This window comes from Photobacterium sp. HL06 (genome assembly GCF_059552575.1).
Genome location: NZ_CM183914.1, coordinates 1,942,405 through 1,963,199, shown reverse-complemented (window position 1 = coordinate 1,963,199; position 20,795 = coordinate 1,942,405). Strand labels below are relative to the sequence as shown.

Annotated in this window: 18 protein-coding genes; 5 read left to right on the top strand and 13 right to left on the bottom strand. The window is 46.5% G+C overall.

Annotated features, from left to right (window positions below):
• Nucleotides 1-2: 2 nt before the first annotated feature.
• The 10 genes from AC51G0_RS09175 to AC51G0_RS09130 form a co-directional block, all read right to left on the bottom strand.
• A complete protein-coding gene (locus tag AC51G0_RS09175; protein WP_496301746.1) occupies nucleotides 3-1,382 on the bottom strand; it encodes a solute carrier family 23 protein in 1,380 nt (459 codons plus the stop codon).
• Between the two features lie 298 nt (nucleotides 1,383-1,680).
• A complete protein-coding gene (locus AC51G0_RS09170; protein ID WP_496301745.1) occupies nucleotides 1,681-2,967 on the bottom strand; it encodes an ABC transporter substrate-binding protein in 1,287 nt (428 codons plus the stop codon).
• Nucleotides 2,964-4,367 carry a sigma-54-dependent transcriptional regulator gene (locus AC51G0_RS09165; protein ID WP_496301744.1) on the bottom strand — a complete coding sequence of 468 codons (1,404 nt, stop codon included), beginning with the start codon at nucleotides 4,365-4,367 and terminating at the stop codon, nucleotides 2,964-2,966. The genes AC51G0_RS09170 and AC51G0_RS09165 overlap by 4 nt, the downstream gene beginning before the upstream one ends.
• Nucleotides 4,336-6,063 carry a sensor histidine kinase gene (locus AC51G0_RS09160; RefSeq protein WP_496301743.1) on the bottom strand — a complete coding sequence of 576 codons (1,728 nt, stop codon included), beginning with the start codon at nucleotides 6,061-6,063 and terminating at the stop codon, nucleotides 4,336-4,338. Before AC51G0_RS09160 ends, AC51G0_RS09165 begins: the two co-directional genes overlap by 32 nt.
• A gap of 141 nt (nucleotides 6,064-6,204) precedes the next feature.
• The gene (locus tag AC51G0_RS09155; protein ID WP_496301742.1) at nucleotides 6,205-6,885 is read right to left on the bottom strand and encodes an RES family NAD+ phosphorylase; all 681 of its coding nucleotides are present in this window, start codon (nucleotides 6,883-6,885) and stop codon (nucleotides 6,205-6,207) included.
• Nucleotides 6,886-7,290 (bottom strand): MbcA/ParS/Xre antitoxin family protein, encoded by a 405-nt coding sequence (locus AC51G0_RS09150; RefSeq protein ID WP_496301741.1) that lies wholly within the window; start codon nucleotides 7,288-7,290, stop codon nucleotides 6,886-6,888. It lies immediately after the preceding gene.
• 191 nt (nucleotides 7,291-7,481) lie between these two features.
• The gene (gene pepT, locus AC51G0_RS09145) at nucleotides 7,482-8,711 is read right to left on the bottom strand and encodes a peptidase T (RefSeq protein ID WP_496301740.1); all 1,230 of its coding nucleotides are present in this window, start codon (nucleotides 8,709-8,711) and stop codon (nucleotides 7,482-7,484) included.
• Between the two features lie 218 nt (nucleotides 8,712-8,929).
• Nucleotides 8,930-10,174: an ABC transporter substrate-binding protein gene (locus AC51G0_RS09140; protein WP_496301739.1), complete on the bottom strand. Its 1,245-nt coding sequence runs from the start codon at nucleotides 10,172-10,174 to the stop codon at nucleotides 8,930-8,932.
• Nucleotides 10,171-11,604, bottom strand: a complete 1,434-nt coding sequence (locus AC51G0_RS09135; protein WP_496301738.1) for an ATP-binding protein — start codon at nucleotides 11,602-11,604, stop codon at nucleotides 10,171-10,173. The genes AC51G0_RS09140 and AC51G0_RS09135 overlap by 4 nt, the downstream gene beginning before the upstream one ends.
• A 22-nt stretch (nucleotides 11,605-11,626) precedes the next feature.
• Nucleotides 11,627-12,331 (bottom strand): response regulator, encoded by a 705-nt coding sequence (locus AC51G0_RS09130; protein WP_496301737.1) that lies wholly within the window; start codon nucleotides 12,329-12,331, stop codon nucleotides 11,627-11,629.
• A 216-nt stretch (nucleotides 12,332-12,547) separates the two neighbouring features.
• On the opposite strand from AC51G0_RS09130, the gene ptsG reads away from it, so the two are divergent.
• Entirely contained in the window at nucleotides 12,548-13,990 is a 1,443-nt protein-coding gene (gene ptsG, locus AC51G0_RS09125; RefSeq protein WP_496301736.1) for a glucose-specific PTS transporter subunit IIBC, read from the top strand.
• Nucleotides 13,991-14,050: 60 nt separating this feature from the next.
• Here ptsG and AC51G0_RS09120 read toward each other — a convergent pair whose 3' ends face one another.
• Genes AC51G0_RS09120 through AC51G0_RS09110 form a run of 3 tightly spaced genes read right to left on the bottom strand, consistent with a single transcriptional unit; the run spans nucleotide 14,051 to nucleotide 16,305 of the window.
• Entirely contained in the window at nucleotides 14,051-14,713 is a 663-nt protein-coding gene (locus AC51G0_RS09120; protein WP_496301735.1) for a DUF2987 domain-containing protein, read from the bottom strand.
• A 3-nt stretch (nucleotides 14,714-14,716) separates the two neighbouring features.
• Complete coding sequence (locus tag AC51G0_RS09115) at nucleotides 14,717-15,505, bottom strand: glucosaminidase domain-containing protein (protein ID WP_496301911.1); 789 nt, start codon at nucleotides 15,503-15,505, stop codon at nucleotides 14,717-14,719.
• A 2-nt stretch (nucleotides 15,506-15,507) separates the two neighbouring features.
• Nucleotides 15,508-16,305, bottom strand: coding sequence for a DUF2189 domain-containing protein (locus AC51G0_RS09110; RefSeq protein ID WP_496301734.1), 798 nt, complete (start codon nucleotides 16,303-16,305; stop codon nucleotides 15,508-15,510).
• A gap of 390 nt (nucleotides 16,306-16,695) precedes the next feature.
• On the opposite strand from AC51G0_RS09110, the gene potA reads away from it, so the two are divergent.
• From potA to AC51G0_RS09090, 4 genes are all read left to right on the top strand, one after another.
• A complete protein-coding gene (gene potA, locus AC51G0_RS09105; RefSeq protein ID WP_496301910.1) occupies nucleotides 16,696-17,814 on the top strand; it encodes a spermidine/putrescine ABC transporter ATP-binding protein PotA in 1,119 nt (372 codons plus the stop codon).
• Nucleotides 17,798-18,655, top strand: a complete 858-nt coding sequence (potB, locus tag AC51G0_RS09100) for a spermidine/putrescine ABC transporter permease PotB (protein ID WP_496301733.1) — start codon at nucleotides 17,798-17,800, stop codon at nucleotides 18,653-18,655. Before potA ends, potB begins: the two co-directional genes overlap by 17 nt.
• Complete coding sequence (potC, locus tag AC51G0_RS09095) at nucleotides 18,655-19,425, top strand: spermidine/putrescine ABC transporter permease PotC (protein ID WP_496301732.1); 771 nt, start codon at nucleotides 18,655-18,657, stop codon at nucleotides 19,423-19,425. The genes potB and potC overlap by 1 nt, the downstream gene beginning before the upstream one ends.
• A 310-nt stretch (nucleotides 19,426-19,735) precedes the next feature.
• A complete protein-coding gene (locus AC51G0_RS09090) occupies nucleotides 19,736-20,779 on the top strand; it encodes an extracellular solute-binding protein (RefSeq protein WP_496301731.1) in 1,044 nt (347 codons plus the stop codon).
• Nucleotides 20,780-20,795 lie beyond the last annotated feature (16 nt).

Sequence of the window (20,795 nt, the reverse complement as noted above, 5' to 3'; positions counted from 1 at the left end):
GATTAGTTTTCAACTATCTCAATAGGCTCTTCTTCTTCAATCGCGTCATCGGCACTGTGACGCTTGCTACGCCATTCAATAAGAAGATAAAGAACAATACCGGCAAGTAACCCGAAACCTGCGCCGTATACCGCCAATACCACTCCCATAGTCCCGGCCACGCCCATCTGGGTTGCATTACGCACTTGCTCGACACCCACCGAAATACAAAGGTATCCAGTGATCAGTAAGGTAATAGACAGTGCGATCGGTAATACTGGCTTGAACAAGGTGATCAATGGCAACGCAAACAAGGCCATAAACCCGACAATCCAAAATATCCCGGCCCCGCTGTATATGCTATCCATCGCCTTTCGACCATGTCGGTAGCGCTCCGCAATGGTCGCCATCGCACCGGTAAACAGTGGCCCGGCCAATCCCGGATACGGGGCAAAAAAGGCATGGATCAGGTTCCTGAGTGCCGTTACCAGGTGAACCCTGTCGACATTAACCTCGATATGCTCATCAGGTCGCAGGTGATCGACACGATCTAGCAGGCTTTTCCCGACAATGATGTCACCGAACGCTATCACGTAGGCAATTAAAGCCGTTGGTACGGCTAACCAAAGCATTTCTAGTGATGGCAGCCCCACCGTAAATGGCAGATAATTGACCATGTCACCAAAGGCCGGGGCGGAAAAACCGAACTCAACCGCTGGTAGTGGATATTCGCTGACGATCCAGCCGACAGCCATTGCGACCAGTGTGCCTGGGACCATGCCATAGCCTGCAATTACCTTCGCCCATTTGTGTTGGTTGACATAATCACGGAAATTAAGCGAAAACAGGACGTATGCCGTAACAATAAACCCGATGATTAATGAGACGGGAGTATTGGCCAGCCGCCCTCCTTCACTGATCTCGCCTGTAATGGCTGCGATCCCGGCACCAATCAAGATCCCGGCCTTGATTGAGTCAGGGAACAAGTCGACCAGTTTGCTACCCAATCGGGTGATCCCGAGAATAAAGAAAATGGCAGTGACGAGCAGTTGCAGCCCCATCAGTGCACGGATCGATTCTGGCCCCGGCTCGAAATTCCCCAAAAATAACAATACCACCGGAATGGCTGGGGTGATCCAGCCAGGAACCATTGGGACACCCAGCAGGTTGGGTAGCATAAATCCAATTCCGCACACAACTACATAGGCAAGCGCAACGTCATAGGGCAGACCAAGGTATTTCTCCAGAAGCGGGATCATCGCCATACTGACGACAAACATGATCATGCCTTGGATAGTTTCCGCGAGCTCCCAGCGATAATGGATGAAAGGGAGGCGTATTTTAAAAGGCCCAGCCGGCCAGTAAGGTTGTTCTTTTCCATGTGAGCGTTTAATCACCGACATAGTCTCTCCTGTTGTATTGGCTTCTATTATTCACCTCACAACAAGAGCAATGATGATGCCAATGTGAATAAAATGTAACAGCATCATATTCATCAGCTTTAACCATACATATTCATCACGTTTAAGCATCAAGTTTAAATCACTGATATTAAACCAAAATAAACCATAAGCTCGTTTAACCTTGATAGCTGGAAATCAAAATAAATTTGTTACCAACAAGTAAAAACAATAGGGTGACTCAGCCATTTAGGGCGAGCTACAATGAGCGCCTGACGCCCGGGATGAGCGCTTTCCGCTCCTAACCGCCATTTTGAGCGCTCACCTGAGCGCTACTATCAATGACACTGGTTTCAGTAACGCTTTCAATAGCATTGGGTAAGTCATTGGGGAAATAGTATTTCCATTTGCCCAATGTCCGGGTGGCAGGAGCATAACGCTCGTCTGCAACGGTCTCTCCAATCGCCTGGACCTGGAGTATACGATGGGTACGAGGATCGATGACTGACTGAAAGCCATCAGGATCTTCCGGTAGAGAAACCGAGAGCCCGCTGAGCGACAACCGAACACCTTCAACAGTTTTCTCCGGGGCCTGTTTCCACGCTGCTGCGAGTGCAACTATCACAGCGTAAGCATCTTGTGCAATGAAGGTCGGGTAACGCCCAGCCCGTCGGTAAAACTCATCAACATAATCCCGGTTAGCCTCGGTGGCAGGCCAGTTAACATGTGAACGCGCAGAAAGCACCAACCCTTCAGGAACGGCGTCACCCAGTCGTGACAGGACAAAATAGCCCCCACCAGTATCAAAATTGACGAAGCGGGTGCGGGCAAACAGTCCTGCCAGCTGAGCCTGCTCAATGAAGCTGACCAAGTCACGGGTCCAGTGGCCGCTGACAACAATATCCGGGGGATCAGCCAGCAACGCGTCAATATGTCGGCTGTATTCTTTTTCGCCATGCAAACTGTAGAACTCATCTTTCACCTGATAATCCACACCCAGTGCATCAAGCGCTGACACCATTTTTCGCCAAATCTGATGCCCATATTCATAGTCAGGGCCGATGTAAGAAAGAGTCTTCCATCTCCATTTATCTTTAACGTCCTGAAGGTACCTGGCTCCGGCCCCGCTCGATTGGCTTGCATCATTGTTTAAATGGAAATACCACGGGTGAAGCGCATCTTCGGTTAAGCGGGGCGAGCTGTGCCCCGCGCCGAGGAATAACGTCCGGCTTTCAAATGCGAGCTTGGACGTCTCCAGCGCGATGTTGGAGTTCACCACACCACAGAGCACATCCACCTGTTCACGTTCGATGAACTGCAGGGCAATTTCTCGTGAGCGGTATTGCTTCCCCATGGTATCGGCTACAGTGACTCGCATATTTGGCGCAGATGGATCAGCGTTGATCTTGTCGAGTGCCATTTCAATCGCCACAACCGCATCCCTGCCCCAAAGTGCTGACGGTCCGGTAAGGGGATACAAGCAGCCAATATCCAGATCTACACTCCCCTTGTCGCCGCCAAGCACCACTTCAGCAGCAGCCACTGTACTCCATAGCCAGCCGATCAGTAACCACGACGCCCGATTCATAGCTGGATCCCCAGCTTCTGCAGGCGTCGCTTGAGGGCATGACGGGAGATCTGCAACAGCTTGGCGGCATTGCCTTTATGTCCACCGGTCTCACGCAGTGCATGGAGGATCATTTTCTTTTCCTCATTAGCGAGATGGCTGACGACTGGGTTGCCGATCGTCATCGCATCGGGTACCAATATTTCAGGAGCCAGTTGCTCGCTGGATACGACAGCGGTTTGTGGCTGAGTGCTGGTTTCTGGCAGGCTACTCGCTGCCTCCGTGACGGTCTGCCAGTCAGGTGGCAGCATTGCGGTGGTGACCAGCAGTCCGGGATAGAGCACCGACAAACGTTCAATGAAATTTTTCAGCTCACGGATATTGCCCGGCCACGGGTACTGACAGAAGGCTTCGGTAACAGCCTCGGAAAAAGACAATGCTTTACCGTCAAAACGCAAACAATTTGCGAAATAGGCCATTAACAGGGGAATATCTTCCCGCCGCTCAGCCAATGAGGGGATATGTACCGGCATGACATTGAGTCGGTAAAAGAGATCAGATCGAAATTGTCCCACTTCCATAGCATTACGAAGATGCATGTTGGTCGCCGCAACAATCCTCACATCAGCCTGTTTTTCGGCAGCGGAACCAACCGGGCGATAGCGCTGATTTTCCAAAAAAGACAGCAACTTAGCTTGAGTCGGCAGCGTCAGTTCACCCACCTCATCAAGAAACAAGGTCCCGCCATCTGCCGCTTCAATCAAACCGCCCCGACTGCGATGTGCGCCGGTATACGCCCCTTTCTCAGCACCAAACAATTCAGCTTCCAACAAGGCTTCTGGCAATGCCGCACAATTAACCTCAATAAACGGCTTCTCGCCAAGATGGCTCTGCCGGTGAAGCTGTGAGGCAGCCGCCGTTTTACCGGTGCCCGATTCACCCAGCAATAGAATGGTCTTGGTATGGCTTTTGGCGATCAAAGTCAGCTCTCGCGCCAGCTTTTCCATCACCGGACTTTGCCCTATTAGCCCACTACACTGACTCCCTGCCTGCGCATCTGCCAAGCATCGGGCTACACTCTGTCTGAGCTGGTCAACATCGAAGGGCTTGGTCACAAAATCAGAGGCACCCATTTTCACCGCCTCGACCGCAGTACTGATATCGCCATGTGCTGACATCATCACAATTTTGCTGTCAGCCAACAAAGTACACAGTCGGCTCAGCGGCTGGAGGTCGTCACTATCAGGCAACCGCAAATCCAGCAATACCATAAACGGGCGCAGGGCATGAGCGGCTGCTAGCCCAGCTGCCGCATCATGGGCTAGCGCGATATCATAATCCTGACTTTTCAGCGCAATTTTCAGTGAACGCGTTAAATTTACTTCATCATCAATAATTAACAGTGTTGGTTTCTGGCTCACAAATACAGTCCTTCTCAAACCTCAGGGTAACCGTTGTTCCATGTCCGGGCATGCTGTCAAAACCAAGCTCGGCATGATTTTGCTTCGCTAGGCACAAGGACACAGCAAGCCCCAAGCCTGTTCCTGTTGTCTTGGTGGTATAAAACGGCTCTGTCACCATGGCTATCTGCTTTTCCGTCATGCCTTCGCCGGTATCTTTCACCATGACGCAAGAGCCTTTTGCATCCTCAATAAATGACATCTGCACCTCACCTCCTGGTGCAGTGGCATCAACCGCATTGATTAGCAAGTTCATTAATATCTGCTGAAGCTGCCCTGCATCAGCCATCACTGCATAGGGGCAGCATTCGTCCGTACTCAGCAACACCCCTTTATCTTTGGCAAGCGGGGAAACTAGGACATGGAGCCGGTGCAATAACCCCGACAGCAACACCGGTTCACCATTGGGCTGCGGCGGTAAGGCATAATCCAGTAAGTTACTGATCAGGTGATTGATCCGGTCAATTTCAGTTACCATCAAGCCGCGAAGCTCCCGGCTTTCATCATCCTGCTCCGGTAGCGCTTGAACACACACCTTGATCGTTGCCAGCGGATTGCGGATTTCGTGGGCTATCCCGGTAGCAAACTCCCCCCAAACGGCTTTACGCTCCATGTCACTTTGCGCAATAAGCAGCGCATTCAGTCGGGAGGTCATCTGGTTAAAAGCCGTTGCCAGCAAGGCAATCTCATCATTGCCCTTTGGGGTAATACGCGTGTCCCATTGCCCATGGGAGATGGCATCCGCAGCATGGATCAACGGCACGACTCGTCCTCTGATCCGGAGCACCACCAGATAAAAGAACACACAGACACCAATCACCGAAAGCATCGCCATCAAGGCAAGTAATAAGCGCTGCTGATTGGTTCCCAGCGAAGGTAAAACTCGCGGGCTCATCGCCAGCGTCCAACCGTCCCACAGTGGCAACGATATAACATCTTCTGGCAGACTGTCGCTCCAACGTCCCAATGAATCAAAACAGCCCAACGCCTCAACTCGGAGGCATGACTGAGCCCCCCCCTCGGACAAGATCGGCGGTAGGTGCTGTGTGAAACTGGCTAGCCGGATCTGAAAAGCAATAAACCCCGGTGATGGTTCATCCGGCAAATCGGCACTGAGGGGAAAGGCCATAAGGTACCAGCCTGATTGTGCCGTGAGCGGTTTTTGAGGGCCAAGCAACAACGCCTCCCCGTATGAGAACCGGGGTAATGCCGCCAAGTTGAGATTGCCTTCACCCCAATAGGGATAACCACTGGCGCTCTGGCCAGGGAAAGCACGCTTTAACTGCCAGTCACGGTCAAACAATATGGCACCGTAGATTTCTGGTCGGTCAATATCAAAATAGATGAGGTTTAATATCTGACGAGGCAGAGTTAGCGCAGGTACAGGTTGCAACAATTGATTGATACCGGGCAACTCGCTGATTGCCCGCAGTGCGTTACGATGCTGACGCATCATGTATTCCATGCTGCTTTGGCTCTGCCGGAGTTGCTGCGTATCCTGCTGCGCATCCATATCTTTAAGCAGGTTGGCTGTCAGCGAATCATATAAAACAGCCGTGATACTTAACGGCAGGATGGCTATCAGCAGCGAAAAGGCCAAATAACGCCTGACCAAGCTATTTTTCCAAAATCCTATTTTAGCTTGCTGGCGTATCATACCACTGACCTCATACAAAGCTGACGGGCTAGGCTCTCCCTTCCTTCACCCCATGTTACCAATTTGTATAGAGAATTGTTATTAGCGATAGGTCTAATTTGAGAAGTTAACTGAACACTTAGTCATCTCTGCTGGTATAGCTCACACCAAGTTAATCTCCAGAATAGAATTAACCGATACGCCATTCCACTTATAGGTATAGTGTTTCGACTGGCAAACTTTCGTTACCAAGTTCGGCTTAAAAAGTGCGTAGCAGTCATATCCCTGATGGCGAACTGACTGATACACAATTCCATCACCCTTCTCTGCCTTGATTTCATCAGCAACTGATTGTGAATGAGAATAGTTTGTCGGATGGTAAATATCGGAGTCGAGGTACTGCTGCTCGGTTATATTGGTCAGATCAGCACTAAACCATGCATCGATACAGCGCATTTGAATATCTTGCGCTGGTTCCTGGGTATAACCCATTACCCGTTCCATATGGTGAACCGTTTCTTTTATCGCAGTATTAACATCCGGCGCAGCATAATAAGCACCATAGTCAGCGGTATTGAACCGGGCTCCATCGGGGCTGACATGGGTAAAAGCCGCCATGACATAACTACAATGCGGGATCCCCACCAAGCGTTCTTCCGGCGGAACCAGACTAAAATTGCCAACCTCTTCGGAAAGGCGCGGATTTGTAATAGCTTCTACCGCAAATATTGCTTCAAGCTGCCCAGGCTCAGCAACATCTTCGTACAAGTTGATTGGCGGATATTTTGATGGGATCAGGCGATAGCAATGCTGATCGCAAAACTGCTTCATTGGGTAGTCCATTTATGATTTCCCACCTCGCCACGCATTAAGGCGAGAAGCAACCTGATACAAATCAACCACCTTTCCCTGATTCATAATATCCATTGCCGAGCGTCCGGCAAAGAACGGGTGGGAATTCGGCTTCTGTACCCATTGATAAACACTGTCTTCAGCCGTAAACATGATCCGCAGACATTTATGAATATTCAGGATATAGCTCATCCGCTCCAGCAAATCCTTTGAGACTTTGGCTGATTCAGGGTGGCTACGGTACTTGTTTAACGTTGAACGGCTGGTTAGGCCGAGAATGGCCATTTGCTGCGCTTGTGTGCACGACCACTTATCGAGAATATTAAACACGACAGGCAATACCACGTTACCAGCATCAGGCTGTTCTTGCTTTTGCGCTGCATGGGATGCGTTCATATACACCTCTCACAATGTGCTTATGTTGATTTATGTACAAATATAGCACCAAAGATCAAAAATGGACACACTAGAACATCGTGCAGGCCTATAACTTATCGTAAGAAATAGTATTAATACTGATGAGTAGATAGAAAAAAGCCAGTCCATATATGGACTGGCTTTAAAATTTAACAACTAAGTCGTTCAGGTTACTTATAGCGTTCTGCAGTCTTCTCTGCCACTTTCACAATCACGCTTACAGCCTGCTCCATACCTTCAACGGTAATAAACTCATGAATACCATGGAAGTTGTAGCCGCCCGTAAAGATATTCGGACATGGCAGCCCCATGAACGATAAGCGTGCTCCATCAGTTCCACCACGAATAGGTTTGATATCTGGCTTCACATCACAGGCAATCATCGCCTCTTTCGCCAACTCAATGATATGCGGATACGGTTCAACCATCTCGCGCATGTTGAAATAGCTGTCGGTTAACTCCAGCTCAATACGGCCTTTGGTTAGCTGGCTGTTCAGCTCATCGACTTTCTCCTGCATAAAGGCTTTACGTTGCTCTAAGCCTTCGCGGTCAAAGTCTCGGATGATGTAACCTAAGGTTGTTTTGGCAACGGCTGGGTCCATTGACACTAAATGATAGAAGCCTTCATAGCCTTCTGTACATTCAGGGGTTTCTTCTGCAGGCATCATCAGCTGGAACTTCGCCGCAATGTTCATTGCATTGATCATTTTGTTCTTCGCAGTACCTGGGTGAACATTCACACCATGACAGATCACATCAGCAGAAGTAGCATTGAAGTTTTCATATTCCAGCTCACCGACAGGACCACCATCAATGGTATATGCCCACTTTGCACCAAACTTCTCAACATTGAAAAGGTTCGCACCACGGCCGATCTCTTCATCCGGTGTGAATCCAATGCAGATCTCACCATGCTTAATTTCAGGGTTGGCTTTCAGGTAAGCAATGGCAGTAATAATTTCCGCGATGCCCGCTTTGTTATCTGCGCCCAACAGTGTTGTACCGTCAGTCGTAATAATGTTGTGGCCAAGCAGCTTTTTCAGATCTGGATATTGTATTGGCGATAACACTTCATCACCAATACCCAAAGCAATATCACCACCTTGATAGTTTTCGACAATCTGCGGCTTAACATCTTTACCCGAAGCATCTGGCGCTGTATCCATATGTGCGATAAAGCCAATGGCTGGCACATCATGATCAACATTTGATGGTAGGCGAGCCATCAGGTAGCCATTCTCATCCAGCTCGACATCGCATAGGTCGAGTTCGATCAGTTCATTTTTTAGCTGTTCTGCTAGTACTCGCTGCCCTTCGGTACTTGGGCAGTGGGCGGCTGATGAGTTAGATTGAGTCTCAAAGCTCACATAACGCAGAAATCTCTCAATTAATTTATCCATGTCCCACTCATTATTGTTTGGTCAGCCTGAAGTGCTGATTCTTGTACAAGGCGAAATACAAATAAGGCTCGCCCCAGAAAATTCCTGACAAGTATCATGGAGGCGGCAGCAAAATGAATTGCGATGAATCAGTTTTTTAGTGGAATGTATAAATTTATTCCAATAATTGAGACTCATATAGCTAAACGGCCAAACACAACGTACCGAAATCACCATGGCTACAAGCTAATGCCGCTAGCTCTCATACTTTGCATATGCAAAATCACATCTTCCGCTTTCATTGAAGGGTCATTGAAGAAGCGGAACAATTCGCTCGAAGCCGCCTTTTGGATGATAGGGCTGACGGCCATGGAATCAATCATACTCGGAACTAGCGTACCTAACTGCTCTGCGGTATTAAAATCACGCATGGCTTGCTGCGAGCAAGCATTAAAACCAGCCAACGACACATCCGTACGTGCCGGTATGGCTCCCTTAACTAAGTTAAACTCGCGCAGAAACTCAGGGCTGGAAACAACCTCGGCAATCTGGTTTGCTCGCTCACTACTTAACAGAGGGCTCTTAAATAGCGCAAAACTATCCATATTGTAGATGAAACCAGGCTGGTTCGACGGCGTTGGATAACAAGAGATAAAATCAGGGAATTGTCCTTCAATGGCCATCAGCTCGCCCGCAACCCAATCACCTGTAATTTGAAATGCCCGCTTTCCTGATAGCAAATCCTGTGTCGCCTCTTCCCAGCGCTGGCTAGTCAGATCCTGCAGCACAAGTGAGCTGATCTGTCGAAATTTATCCAGTGCCTCAAGGGTCAACGGGCTATCCAACACGTCAGGTTCAAGCTCAATAAACGCTTTGCGATAATAATCAGGACCACCCAAACCAAACGCAATATTTTCAAACAATTGAACAACTTGCCAAGGTTCATTACCCAATGCCAAAGGAGCGACACCGCGTTGCTTCAGCTGGGTAAAAACCTCAATCATTTGATCCCACGTTTGTGGGACCTTGAGTTGAAACCTATTCAGGACATCATGGTTAACCCATATCCAGTTCAGGCGGTGAATCGTTATAGGCACGGCGACATATTCGTCTTGGAACTGGTGGATGTTACGGATAAATGGTAATAAGTTTTTATCCCATTGACTATTGCTGGCTACAGTATCAAGTGAGTGTAAAAAGCCTAATGCTGCCCATGATTTAATTGCAGGCCCTTCTAACTGGGCCATATCAGGTGGGTTACCAGCGATAGCCCGTGCTTGAAGTATCGATTTGGCCGTATTTCCTCCACCTCCCTGAATAGGTACATTCATCACGTCAAAGCCCGCTTCTTGTAAAGCGTGCTTCACAACCCCTGCAGACTTTGCTTCCCCTTGCGAAGTCCACCAATGAAGAAAGTGGACCTCTTGCCTTGCTTGCGCAGAGAATACACTCCCAACAAGTAACGCTAAAATTATCAATCTCATACATCTCTCGCAAACAATAACTGGACTTCAAGTCCCTGTTCCTGATGGTTCCTAAGCTTAAGATCACCACCATGGGATCTGGCAATACTTCTCGAAATCGTTAACCCCAGGCCCGATCCTTTATCATCATCCCGGTTGGCTCGGTAATAAGGTTCGAACACTTTCTCAAGTAACTTATTGTCGATACCTGGTCCATAATCACGGATAATTAATTTCAGGTAATCAGATGAGTCCTTGATATGGATATCGACCTTAGTGCCATACAGCACAGCATTGTCTATCACATTATAAATACACCGTTTGATAGCAATCGGCTTGCCCAGGTACTTCACATGCTGTAGGTCAATCAGTTCGACACAATGAGTATCACGGTTATAGTAGTCTGCGCAGTTATTCAGCAACTGCTGAATATCAATCCATTCTGGCTCCTCGTGTATATCAGTATCTCGAATACACTGAAGAGCCCCTTTCAGCATTAGATCAACTTCATTGAGTAATTTCTCAAACCGCAGCTTTGTTTTTTCATCATCCAGCATTTCGGTACGTAATTTTAAGCAGGCCAAGGGGGTCTTGAGATCATGCGAGATCGAGCTAAACAACATTTCCCGATCCCGAATATAGGCTCTTACCCTGCGATTCATCTTGTTAAATGCATGGACTGCACTGCGGGTTTCTTTACTGCCCTCTTCTTTTATTTCAGTGGTTGTAAACTGCGCTCCCATCAACGTAGCCGCCTTTGCTAGTGACTTTATCGGCCTGATTTCTCTTTGTAAGATCAATGCAGTACATAACATGAGCAATATAGATGTTACTGCAAGGAACAATATCTGACGTTTATCGATAAATTGGCTTGTTAATGATGAAAATGGTACGGGTAATACTGATGCAATATAGAACCACTCTTGATCTGACATTTCAATTTGCATGACAACGATAGGTAAATCTAACTCACCAAGCACCAGGCTATATTTCGTCCATATTTCCGGCAATTCGGCTAACTTTATTCCAGAATTAAATACGCGTATGTCATCTCTTCGCGTAATAGTCACGTGTACATTTTTGGCTAATGATAGCCTTTCAAATAAAACATTCGCGGTAAATTCAGAAAGCCACTGCGTAAAAGTAAGATCTGGAATGTCATCAATATCAATTTTTTTATTATTTATAGAGATAAAAAATCGAGTCCCACCGGCTTCCCTTAGTTGGTTTAATATAAGGTGCCGATAATTGATAGGAAGAGATTGAAAGTAGTTATATGTATCGGCTGCTGCATTCGAGATATTCAGCATGGTATTTTTTGCATTTTCTTCCTTTGTAGCCGCATTCGTTTGATACCAAATTACACCCGCAAGCAATTCCGCAATAACAATCGTGACCAATAGCGTGATACCAACTCGAAACGTAATAGATTTAAAGTACCCTAATCTCACTTAACTATCCCCGGCTTAACTCTTACACGTCATGCAATGAATCAACGGCAAGCATATAGCCCTTATTTCTGACGGTAATAATGATTGAGCGGTCATCATCATGTAGATGCTTGCGCAGCCGGCTCATTTGCACATCTATGCCCCTTTCCATCGGCTCTACATCACGCCCCCAGACACACTGCGCGATTTCATCCCGGCTAAATAACTTGTTCGGGTGCTGCAGTAATAAACTCAGCAAAGAAAAGTCAGCACCGGAAAGCTGCACAACCTCACCATTGGTATGTACTAACTGTCGTTTTACCGTATCAAAAGTCCAATCCAGGAAACCGATTTTACGGTTAAGCGGTGCATTTGAACTGAATTGGCTTCGGCGAAGCAACGCCTTAATTCTAGCTAGGAGCTCTCTGGGACTGAACGTTTTAGTTATGTAATCATCCGCGCCAATTTCAAGTCCTGCTACACGATCAACTTCATCACACACGGCTGTCAGCATAATAATAGGAACATGTGACTTTAGGCGTATTTTACTGCAAAGAGTCAAACCATCATCACCTGGCAACATGATATCCAGCACAGTTAGATTAGGTTCTTGCTTATTAAAATGCTGCCACATTTCATCACCATCAGCAGCCGTAAGTACATTAAAGCCTGAACGCCCCAAATATTCGCTCAGGGCATCACGAATTTCTTCATTGTCATCAACAACCAATATCGTTTTCGTTTCCAAAGCGTTATCTCAACAAGCTAAAATTTCACGTTTTATACGTGCCGAATATATTTGACGCAGGGTATTTTATCAGTAAGCCAACTCAACAATAACTTTATTTTTAAATTGGTTTGTAAGCATTCTCTTACAAACGCATAACCATAAGTTACCTTAAGCCATCCTTATTTTATTAATGTAGTTCCTGAAAGTTAGTACATATAAATAAGGACTATTATTATGATCAGCTCCACCTTTGGTCTACTACAACGAATCGGGCGGTCGCTTATGCTGCCTGTCGCGGTATTGCCTATAGCAGGCTTATTGCTTGGTATCGGCTCCGCTAATTTTTCATGGTTGCCAACTATCGTTTCGGACATTATGGCAATGTCAGGCGATGCCGTATTCAGCAACCTCGCACTCATCTTTGCGATTGGTGTGGCACTTGGCTTAAGTGATAACGATGGTGTCGCAGGCCTGGCGGCAACAGTCGGTTTTGCCATTTTGACCGCGACAATGGGTGTAATGGCAAAGCTTCATGGCATCGAAACGGCCACTGTAATCGGCATCCCAACCATTAATACCGGCGTATTTGGCGGGATCATTATTGGTGCGATTGCCTCAGTGATGTATAACCGTTTCTATAATATTCGCTTACCTGAGTATTTAGGCTTCTTCGCTGGGAAACGTTTTGTCCCTATTGTTACAGGGATCAGTGCCATTGCACTGGGTGTAATCATGAGTTATATCTGGCCGCCAATCGGTAACATGATTAACACGTTTTCCCATTGGGCGGCATACCAAAGCCCGACTCTAGCATTTGGTATCTATGGTTTCGTCGAGCGTTCGCTGATCCCATTTGGGCTCCACCATATCTGGAATGTCCCTTTCTTCTTCGAAGTGGGTGAATACATTAATCCTGAGACAGGCGCCGTGATAAAAGGTGAAATCCAACGTTATCTCGCAGGTGACCCAACCGCTGGTAACCTTGCTGGTGGTTACATGTATTCCATGTGGGCATTGCCTGCTATTGGCTTGGCGATTTACCGTTCTGCCCGTCCTGAAAAACGCGCACTTGTAGGCGGTATCATGGCCTCTGCTGCGTTAACTTCCTGGTTGACAGGTATTACGGAACCAATGGAATTCTCGTTCCTATTCGTTGCGCCAGTCCTTTATGTTATTCACTGCATCTTTACCGGAATTGGTTTTGCGCTTGTCAGTGCACTGGATATCCACCACAGCGTCACGTTTGCTCACGGTGCTATCGATTTCTTAATCTACTATCCACTGTCACAAAACGCTTGGCTATTTATCATCATTGGTCCTCTATGGGCGCTGATGTACTACACTGTATTCCGCATTTTAATTGCCAAGCTAAACCTGATGACACCAGGACGCGAAGCCGATGAAGAAGATATCAGCCAGATAGCAGAGATTGGTACTGAGCTTGCCGAGAAACTGGTCGATAGCCTTGGTGGCAAAGTAAATATAAAAAATGTCGATGCCTGTATTACCCGCCTTCGTGTGACATTACACGATATTAAGCAGGCTGATATTGATGGCATTAAAAAGTTAGGTGCAAGAGAGGTATTGGTCATTGGTGACAGCTTGCAAGCCATCTTTGGTACGCAGTCTGACAACATTAAAACTGAAATTAATCAGGTATTAGTTGGAAGTAACTAACCATTCCCCCTAAAAAAATCGGCCTAAATAATAATTAGGCCGGTTTTTTCTACTTAATGATTAGCTTTCTTTTGGAATCCACGGCGTTACCTTCACTGCTCGCTGAGGAAGTCGAACCTCTTCACCTTCGGTGAGCTCAGCCAGTTTAATGACTGCCTTATTGTCTTTAACCGTGATGCTATCGCCGTCTGACAGACGAATCGGCTCGTTAACATCACTTGCAAAGTGAACCACAACGCCACCGACTTCCGGCATAAACCAACTAGAGAACATCCCGCCTAAACCTGACAGCAAGTTGTCCATCTGCGGAGCCAGTGCGGCGATTTCAGCTTGATTGATGCTGTGACCATAATCTTTGTTCGCAATAACCTGCATAGAGAGATCACAGGTGATGCCATCATCAATGACAAACGTCACATCGGGATTCGCCTGACGAAGATTGGTATCGATAGGAACAACCAGCTCATTATTCTCAGGGATCACCAGTTCTTCATAATGCTCTTCTTTTCGCATCGAACCTTTGTGTACTGTGCAAACATCACCGTTTTCCTGATTTAACAAGAAAAAGGCAATACGTACATCATCATGGCCTTCTTTGACATTTTGTTTTAACTTGCCGTAGAGCGAGCTATAACGCATTTCAATGTTTTGAGCAGAAGCGTCTTGAGCATAGACAGACGCTGTGGCGAACATGCCAGCTAAAAGCCAATGGGTTAACTTCATCCTTTATCCTTGGCGCCAATATTTATTGTTATGTTTGATCATGGATTGTATTTCATCTACATACGCATGACCACGTTCTGAATAACGGCTCAGTCCTTCAGCAAGCTTTGTACCTTCGATCAACTCACCGGCACTGCGTTGAGCTGCCCGAATATCACGTAAGTCAGCATAAGCACGATTTCGATTCACGTTCATGAAGTAAGCTTGTACCGACAAATAGGCTGAATCAAAAACGGCCACTTCATGGGTCGCGCCTTCGGTTCGTGATGCCGGAACTAAACCACAACCTGCACGATAACACCATTGACCAAAATAGTTATTACCTTCAACAGCAAAGCGTGATGTTCCCCACCCCGATTCATTTGCCGCCTGGCTCAAAACGAGGGCTTCAGGCAAGACATCGACACGGTTTAACATTTTATCAAGCCACGCATCTGTGACAGCGTCACCGTCAAGGGAGACTTGATACATCCTGCCGAGCTTGATGGCATACTCACGCTCTTCGCTATCGATGGTTTTGCCGGATTCTAGTGTTGATTGAATGCTCAGCAAAAACTGGCGTTCTCTGTCAATGCGCTTGTTTTCATGTTCAACAGCAGGCCGTAGAAAATCAAAGAAAGCGGCTTTCTTCTGATTAACATCCGTAAATGCACGGAAATCAGGTTTTGAAGAAAATAAAGCCTTGATCTCTGTGTCGTCGATGCCTTGTGTTAAACCATTTTTAGTCGGCGTTTCACCACAAGCGGCTAGGCCAGTGATCAGCGCCAATAGCGCCAGTTTTCTTGTTTTTATTATCACGCGTCAAAGACCTTAGAATCATCCTTTGTTGAATTGCTGTCATCACTGCCTTTCTTCATTGTGGTTACCTGAAGCGTAATACCAAACAAATTACGATAGATAATGCCTTTTACATTGAAGAAGAACGGGATGGTCCAAATTAAACCAATACCGGCAGTTGCAAACGATATGAAGAACAAGATCAGTACAGCAAGATAGATGGCCGTCATCGGCATCAATTTTCTCACGGTCGCAACCAGTGAATACTGTATGGCTTTAAGCGGTGTTATGCGCTTTTCACACACTAGAATAATCGCCATGCTAAAGCCCATCGACAAGAACAAGCCAATCAGCGGGAAGACGGCATTGCCAATGCCTTGTAGCGAAGAAGTCAACAGCATAGTGATGACGGAAACCAAAGTGAATGGAAAACCTTTTACAAGATGGCTTGGTTTTGTCGGCAGGCCAACAGCATGGTTCAATGCCATTAGGCTAACACCCACATACAAGGGCGCACTCAGTACATCTGACCAGAAGTTAGCCATATACCCGGCCTGAACAATATCTGCGGAAATTTCACCACCTGTGATAATTGCATCAAAGAAAAGAGACGCATCACCGAGCTGCACCTGCAAGCCAAGCAGTAAAAGGGCAACCTGAGCCAGAAAAAGGCCGATGATTGCCGGGAAAAAGGATATGAAATTTTTGGCCGTTACCTTCCAGGCTTCCTGAAGTACTGCAAAAGCCTGAAGTTCAGTGTCACCCTTCATGGCTTTATCAATCGAGCCACCGACATGGAAAGTTTTGTTGTTCATTCTATTTTCATCAACGAATCAGTAATCATAGTGCCGTGATTGTACGCTAGCTGGCCTGTATATAAAAATCGAAGTAAAGATTAAATGTTTAACGCTTATGAAAAGGGCTTACTAGCCTATGCAATTGCATGAAATTTTTAATCTATGCTTATAGCCACGGCGATTGGCTGTGCTAATAGGTTTGCTCTTGTTTTTATAGAAAAAAACATCGCTCATAACAATGATCAATTCAATTGTTATGCACGCAATAATATAAGGCCAAATTTGTACTAAAAAAACCATGAAAAAACGCTTTAATTTACGAAGTTAGAGGTCTATTATGCGCCTCCTAAAATTAGCCTTAGTTTTGGGGATGACAAAGTGAACCCCCAAGGTGGAGATGACGTAGAATTGAACGCTGCACAAACAACTAAAACGCCAGTGATTCAGCTGAAAGGGCTGAGCAAGAGTTTTGATGGAAAGCAAATCATCACTGGTCTTGATCTAAACGTTAATAACGGTGAGTTCCTAACTATCCTTGGCCCGTCGGGCTGTGGTAAAACGACCGTATTGCGCCTCATTGCTGGTTTTGAAAACGCTGATGCAGGTCAGGTAGTCATTGCCGATAAAGACGTCACGAAGATCCCTGCCGAACACCGCCACGTCAATACCGTATTTCAAAGCTATGCGCTTTTCCCACATATGACCGTGTTCGACAATGTCGCGTTTGGTTTGCGCATGCAGAAAGTTGCAGAGAGCGAAATTGAACCTCGCGTCATGGAAGCGCTGTGTATGGTGCAGCTTGAAACATTCGCTTCTCGTAAACCCCATCAGCTTTCCGGTGGTCAGCAACAGCGTGTTGCGATTGCCCGTGCTGTTGTCAACAAGCCGAAAGTATTACTGCTAGATGAATCACTATCAGCACTGGATTACAAATTGCGTAAGCAGATGCAGATTGAGCTCAAGCAGCTACAGCGCAAACTGGGTATCACCTTTATTTTCGTTACTCACGATCAGGAAGAAGCCCTGTCAATGTCTGATCGCATCATCGTTATGCGTGACGGTAACATCGAGCAAGACGGCTCACCCCGTGAGATCTACGAAGAGCCTAAGAACCTATTTGTTGCGCGATTTATTGGTGAGATCAACGTTTTTGATGCCACGGTTAAAGAACGTCTGGATGAAAGCCGTATTCTGGCTAATGTTGAAGGCCGCTCGTCTCTGATCCATTGCAAAATACCTGTTAACAGTGGCGATCAAGTCAAAGTACTGCTCCGTCCTGAAGATATTCGCCTGGAAGAAATCAACAATGACGATAGCGCGAATGGCATCATCGGTTACGTACGAGAGCGTACCTACAAAGGTATGACTCTGGACTCGGTGGTTGAACTGGAGTCAGGTACCTCAGTAATGGTAAGTGAGTTCTTCAATGAAGATGATCCTGATGTCGACCACTCGCTTGATCAAAAAGTGGCTGTTACCTGGGTAGAAAGTTGGGAAGTGGTGCTCGCAGATGAAAAAGACGCTTAATCTTCAGAATATCATCATCACCGTTATCGTCAGCTGGCTGGTACTGTTTGTATTCATGCCAAACTTGATGATCATCGGAACCAGTTTTCTGACCCGTGATGATGCAAACCTGATCGAAATGACGTTGACGCTTGATAACTATATTCGGTTATTCGATCCGCTGTACGCCAAAGTCATGCTGCATTCGTTCTATATGGCGCTGGTGGCCACATTGCTTTGCTTGGCGATTGGTTACCCATTTGCTTACGCGATTGCCAAAATGCCAGAGAAATGGCGGCCATTCATGTTGTTTCTGGTGATTGTTCCATTTTGGACTAACTCCCTGATCCGAACCTATGGCCTAAAGATCATGCTGGGTACCCGCGGGGTTTTCAACAATGCCCTACTCTACCTGGATATTATCGACAAACCGATACGCATTATGTACACCGAGTACGCGGTGATGGTCGGCCTGGTTTATATCCTGCTGCCATTTATGGTGTTGCCACTCTACTCAGCAATCGAAAAGCTTGACCATACCTATATCGAAGCAGCCCGTGATCTAGGTGCCAACAAGCTCCAGACCTTTGTAAAAGTGATTATTCCGCTAACAATGCCAGGTATTATCGCAGGCTGCCTGCTGGTATTACTGCCTGCACTGGGCATGTTCTACGTCTCAGACTTACTGGGTGGCGCGAAGAACCTATTGATAGGTAATGTCATTAAAAGCCAGGTACTCAATGCCCGTGACTGGCCGTTTGGCGCAGCAACAAGCATTGCCCTGACCATGGCGATGGCCATCATGTTATACGCCTACTACCGAGCAGGTAAGTTACTTAACCGTAAAGTGGAACTGGAATAATGGGACGCGCTTTTAAATTCAGTCTGATGGCTGTGGTGTATGCCTTCTTGTATACACCGATTATTATTCTGATCGTGAACTCATTTAATGCCAGCAAGTTTGGTATGAAATGGGGCGGCTTTACGACTAAGTGGTATGAACATCTGGTCAATAATGACAGCCTGATGCAAGCGGCATGGCACTCACTCAATATTGCGGTTTTTTCTGCAACTGCAGCTGCCATTATCGGTAGCCTGACAGCCGTTGCCTTGTTCCGCTATCAATTTCGCGGCAAGCGCTTTGTCAACGGCATGCTGTTTGTCGTGATGATGTCGCCGGATATTGTTATGGCAATCTCACTACTGGCGTTGTTCATTTTGGTTGGCGCAGAGCTGGGATTTCTAACACTGCTACTATCTCACATCACGTTCTGCTTACCCTTCGTGGTCGTGACTGTCTATAGCCGCTTGAAAGGCTTTGATGTGAAGATGCTAGAAGCGGCACGAGATTTGGGTGCCAGCGAATGGGTGATCCTGAAGCAAATCATTCTGCCATTAGCTAAACCAGCAGTCGCAGCCGGTTGGCTACTCAGCTTCACCCTGTCTCTGGATGACGTCATTGTGAGTTCATTTGTAACCGGCCCCGCTTATGAAATCCTGCCGCTGAAGATTTACTCAATGGTTAAAGTTGGTATCTCACCAGAAGTCAATGCTCTAGCTACAATCATGCTCATCGTTTCTCTGTTCCTGGTCATTTGCTCGCAACTACTAGCAAGGGAAAAGATAAAGTAAGCAACTAGATTATTTTCTAGGGCTTAAAGCTGGTCAGTAATTCCACATTCAAGGCAACCAAGCAATATTTGGTTGCCTTACTTGTTATCCCTTCTGCTATAATCTCCTTTAAATTCCCCTGTTTAGAACCATATATAAAAGATGAAGGTTAGCTCTTTGGAGTACGCTTATGTCTTTTTTACATGTAGGAGAAGCGGTAAGTACTGAACTTTTTATATGCCTTTAGTTAACAATAGGGGTATATCCATTTGTTTAGTTCATTCGCTAGAGATAACTCTCAATACATCCTGATAGTTAGGAGCACAATAAAATGAAAAAATGGTCTTCTTTAGTGGCCGGTGGTGTTTGCGCAATGGCAATGTTCTCAAATGTTGCAACTGCTGCAGATGAAGAGCTGTATTTCTACAACTGGTCTGAATACATTCCTAGCGAAGTATTGGAACAGTTCACGAAAGAGACTGGCATCAAGGTTATTTATTCGACTTATGAGTCAAACGAAACCATGTATGCCAAGCTAAAAACCCACGGTGAAGGCTATGACCTAGTCGTTCCTTCAACTTATTACGTCTCTAAGATGCGTGATGAGGGTATGCTTAAGAAAATTGATCGCTCCAAGCTATCAAACTTTGATGAGCTAGATCCGAACTTCCTGCAAAAGCCATTTGATCCGGAAAATGACTACTCTATCCCATACATCTGGGGTGCGACCGGCATCGGTGTGAACACAGAAATGATGGATAAATCAGAAATCAGTTCTTGGAGTGATTTCTGGGATCCTAAGTGGGAAGGCCAGCTAATGATGATGGATGATGCCCGCGAATTCTTCCACATTGCACTACGCAAACTAGGTTACTCGGCCAATACGCAAAATCCTGAAGAGATCAAAGCCGCTTACGAAGAGCTGAAAAAGCTGATGCCAAACGTACTGGTATTTAACTCAGACTACCCTGCTAACCCATACATGGCAGGAGAAACCACTTTGGGTATGCTGTGGAACGGTTCAGCCTATATGGCTCGTCTGGAAGGTGCTGCAATTGAAATCGTATGGCCAAAAGAAGGTGCTATCTTCTGGATGGATAGCCTGTCTATTCCAGCTGGCGCGAAAAATGTAGATGCGGCACACAAAATGATCGACTTCCTGCTCCGGCCGGAAAATGCAGCTAAAGTAGCCCAGGAAATTGGTTACCCAACCCCAGTAGGAACAGCGAAGAAGCTGCTACCTGCTGAATTTGTTAATGACACAAACATCTACCCACCACAAGAAGTGTTGGATGCAGGTGAATGGCAAAACAGCGTAGGTACGGCCAATACTCTCTACGAAGAATACTACCAGAAGCTAAAAGCTGGTCAGTAATTGCCAATGGCTCAAA

Excerpts from the sequence above, each read along its gene's own strand:
- potB (WP_496301733.1), top strand. The coding sequence starts at position 17,798 with ATGAAAAAGACGCTTAATCTTCAGAATATCATCATCACCGTTATCGTC.
- AC51G0_RS09160 (WP_496301743.1), bottom strand. The coding sequence starts at position 6,063 with ATGATACGCCAGCAAGCTAAAATAGGATTTTGGAAAAATAGCTTGGTC.
- AC51G0_RS09155 (WP_496301742.1), bottom strand. The coding sequence starts at position 6,885 with ATGGACTACCCAATGAAGCAGTTTTGCGATCAGCATTGCTATCGCCTG.
- AC51G0_RS09175 (WP_496301746.1), bottom strand. The coding sequence starts at position 1,382 with ATGTCGGTGATTAAACGCTCACATGGAAAAGAACAACCTTACTGGCCG.
- AC51G0_RS09120 (WP_496301735.1), bottom strand. The coding sequence starts at position 14,713 with ATGAAGTTAACCCATTGGCTTTTAGCTGGCATGTTCGCCACAGCGTCT.
- pepT (WP_496301740.1), bottom strand. The coding sequence starts at position 8,711 with ATGGATAAATTAATTGAGAGATTTCTGCGTTATGTGAGCTTTGAGACT.
- AC51G0_RS09150 (WP_496301741.1), bottom strand. The coding sequence starts at position 7,290 with ATGAACGCATCCCATGCAGCGCAAAAGCAAGAACAGCCTGATGCTGGT.
- AC51G0_RS09170 (WP_496301745.1), bottom strand. The coding sequence starts at position 2,967 with ATGAATCGGGCGTCGTGGTTACTGATCGGCTGGCTATGGAGTACAGTG.
- AC51G0_RS09090 (WP_496301731.1), top strand. The coding sequence starts at position 19,736 with ATGAAAAAATGGTCTTCTTTAGTGGCCGGTGGTGTTTGCGCAATGGCA.
- potC (WP_496301732.1), top strand. The coding sequence starts at position 18,655 with ATGGGACGCGCTTTTAAATTCAGTCTGATGGCTGTGGTGTATGCCTTC.
- ptsG (WP_496301736.1), top strand. The coding sequence starts at position 12,548 with ATGATCAGCTCCACCTTTGGTCTACTACAACGAATCGGGCGGTCGCTT.
- AC51G0_RS09140 (WP_496301739.1), bottom strand. The coding sequence starts at position 10,174 with ATGAGATTGATAATTTTAGCGTTACTTGTTGGGAGTGTATTCTCTGCG.
- AC51G0_RS09110 (WP_496301734.1), bottom strand. The coding sequence starts at position 16,305 with ATGAACAACAAAACTTTCCATGTCGGTGGCTCGATTGATAAAGCCATG.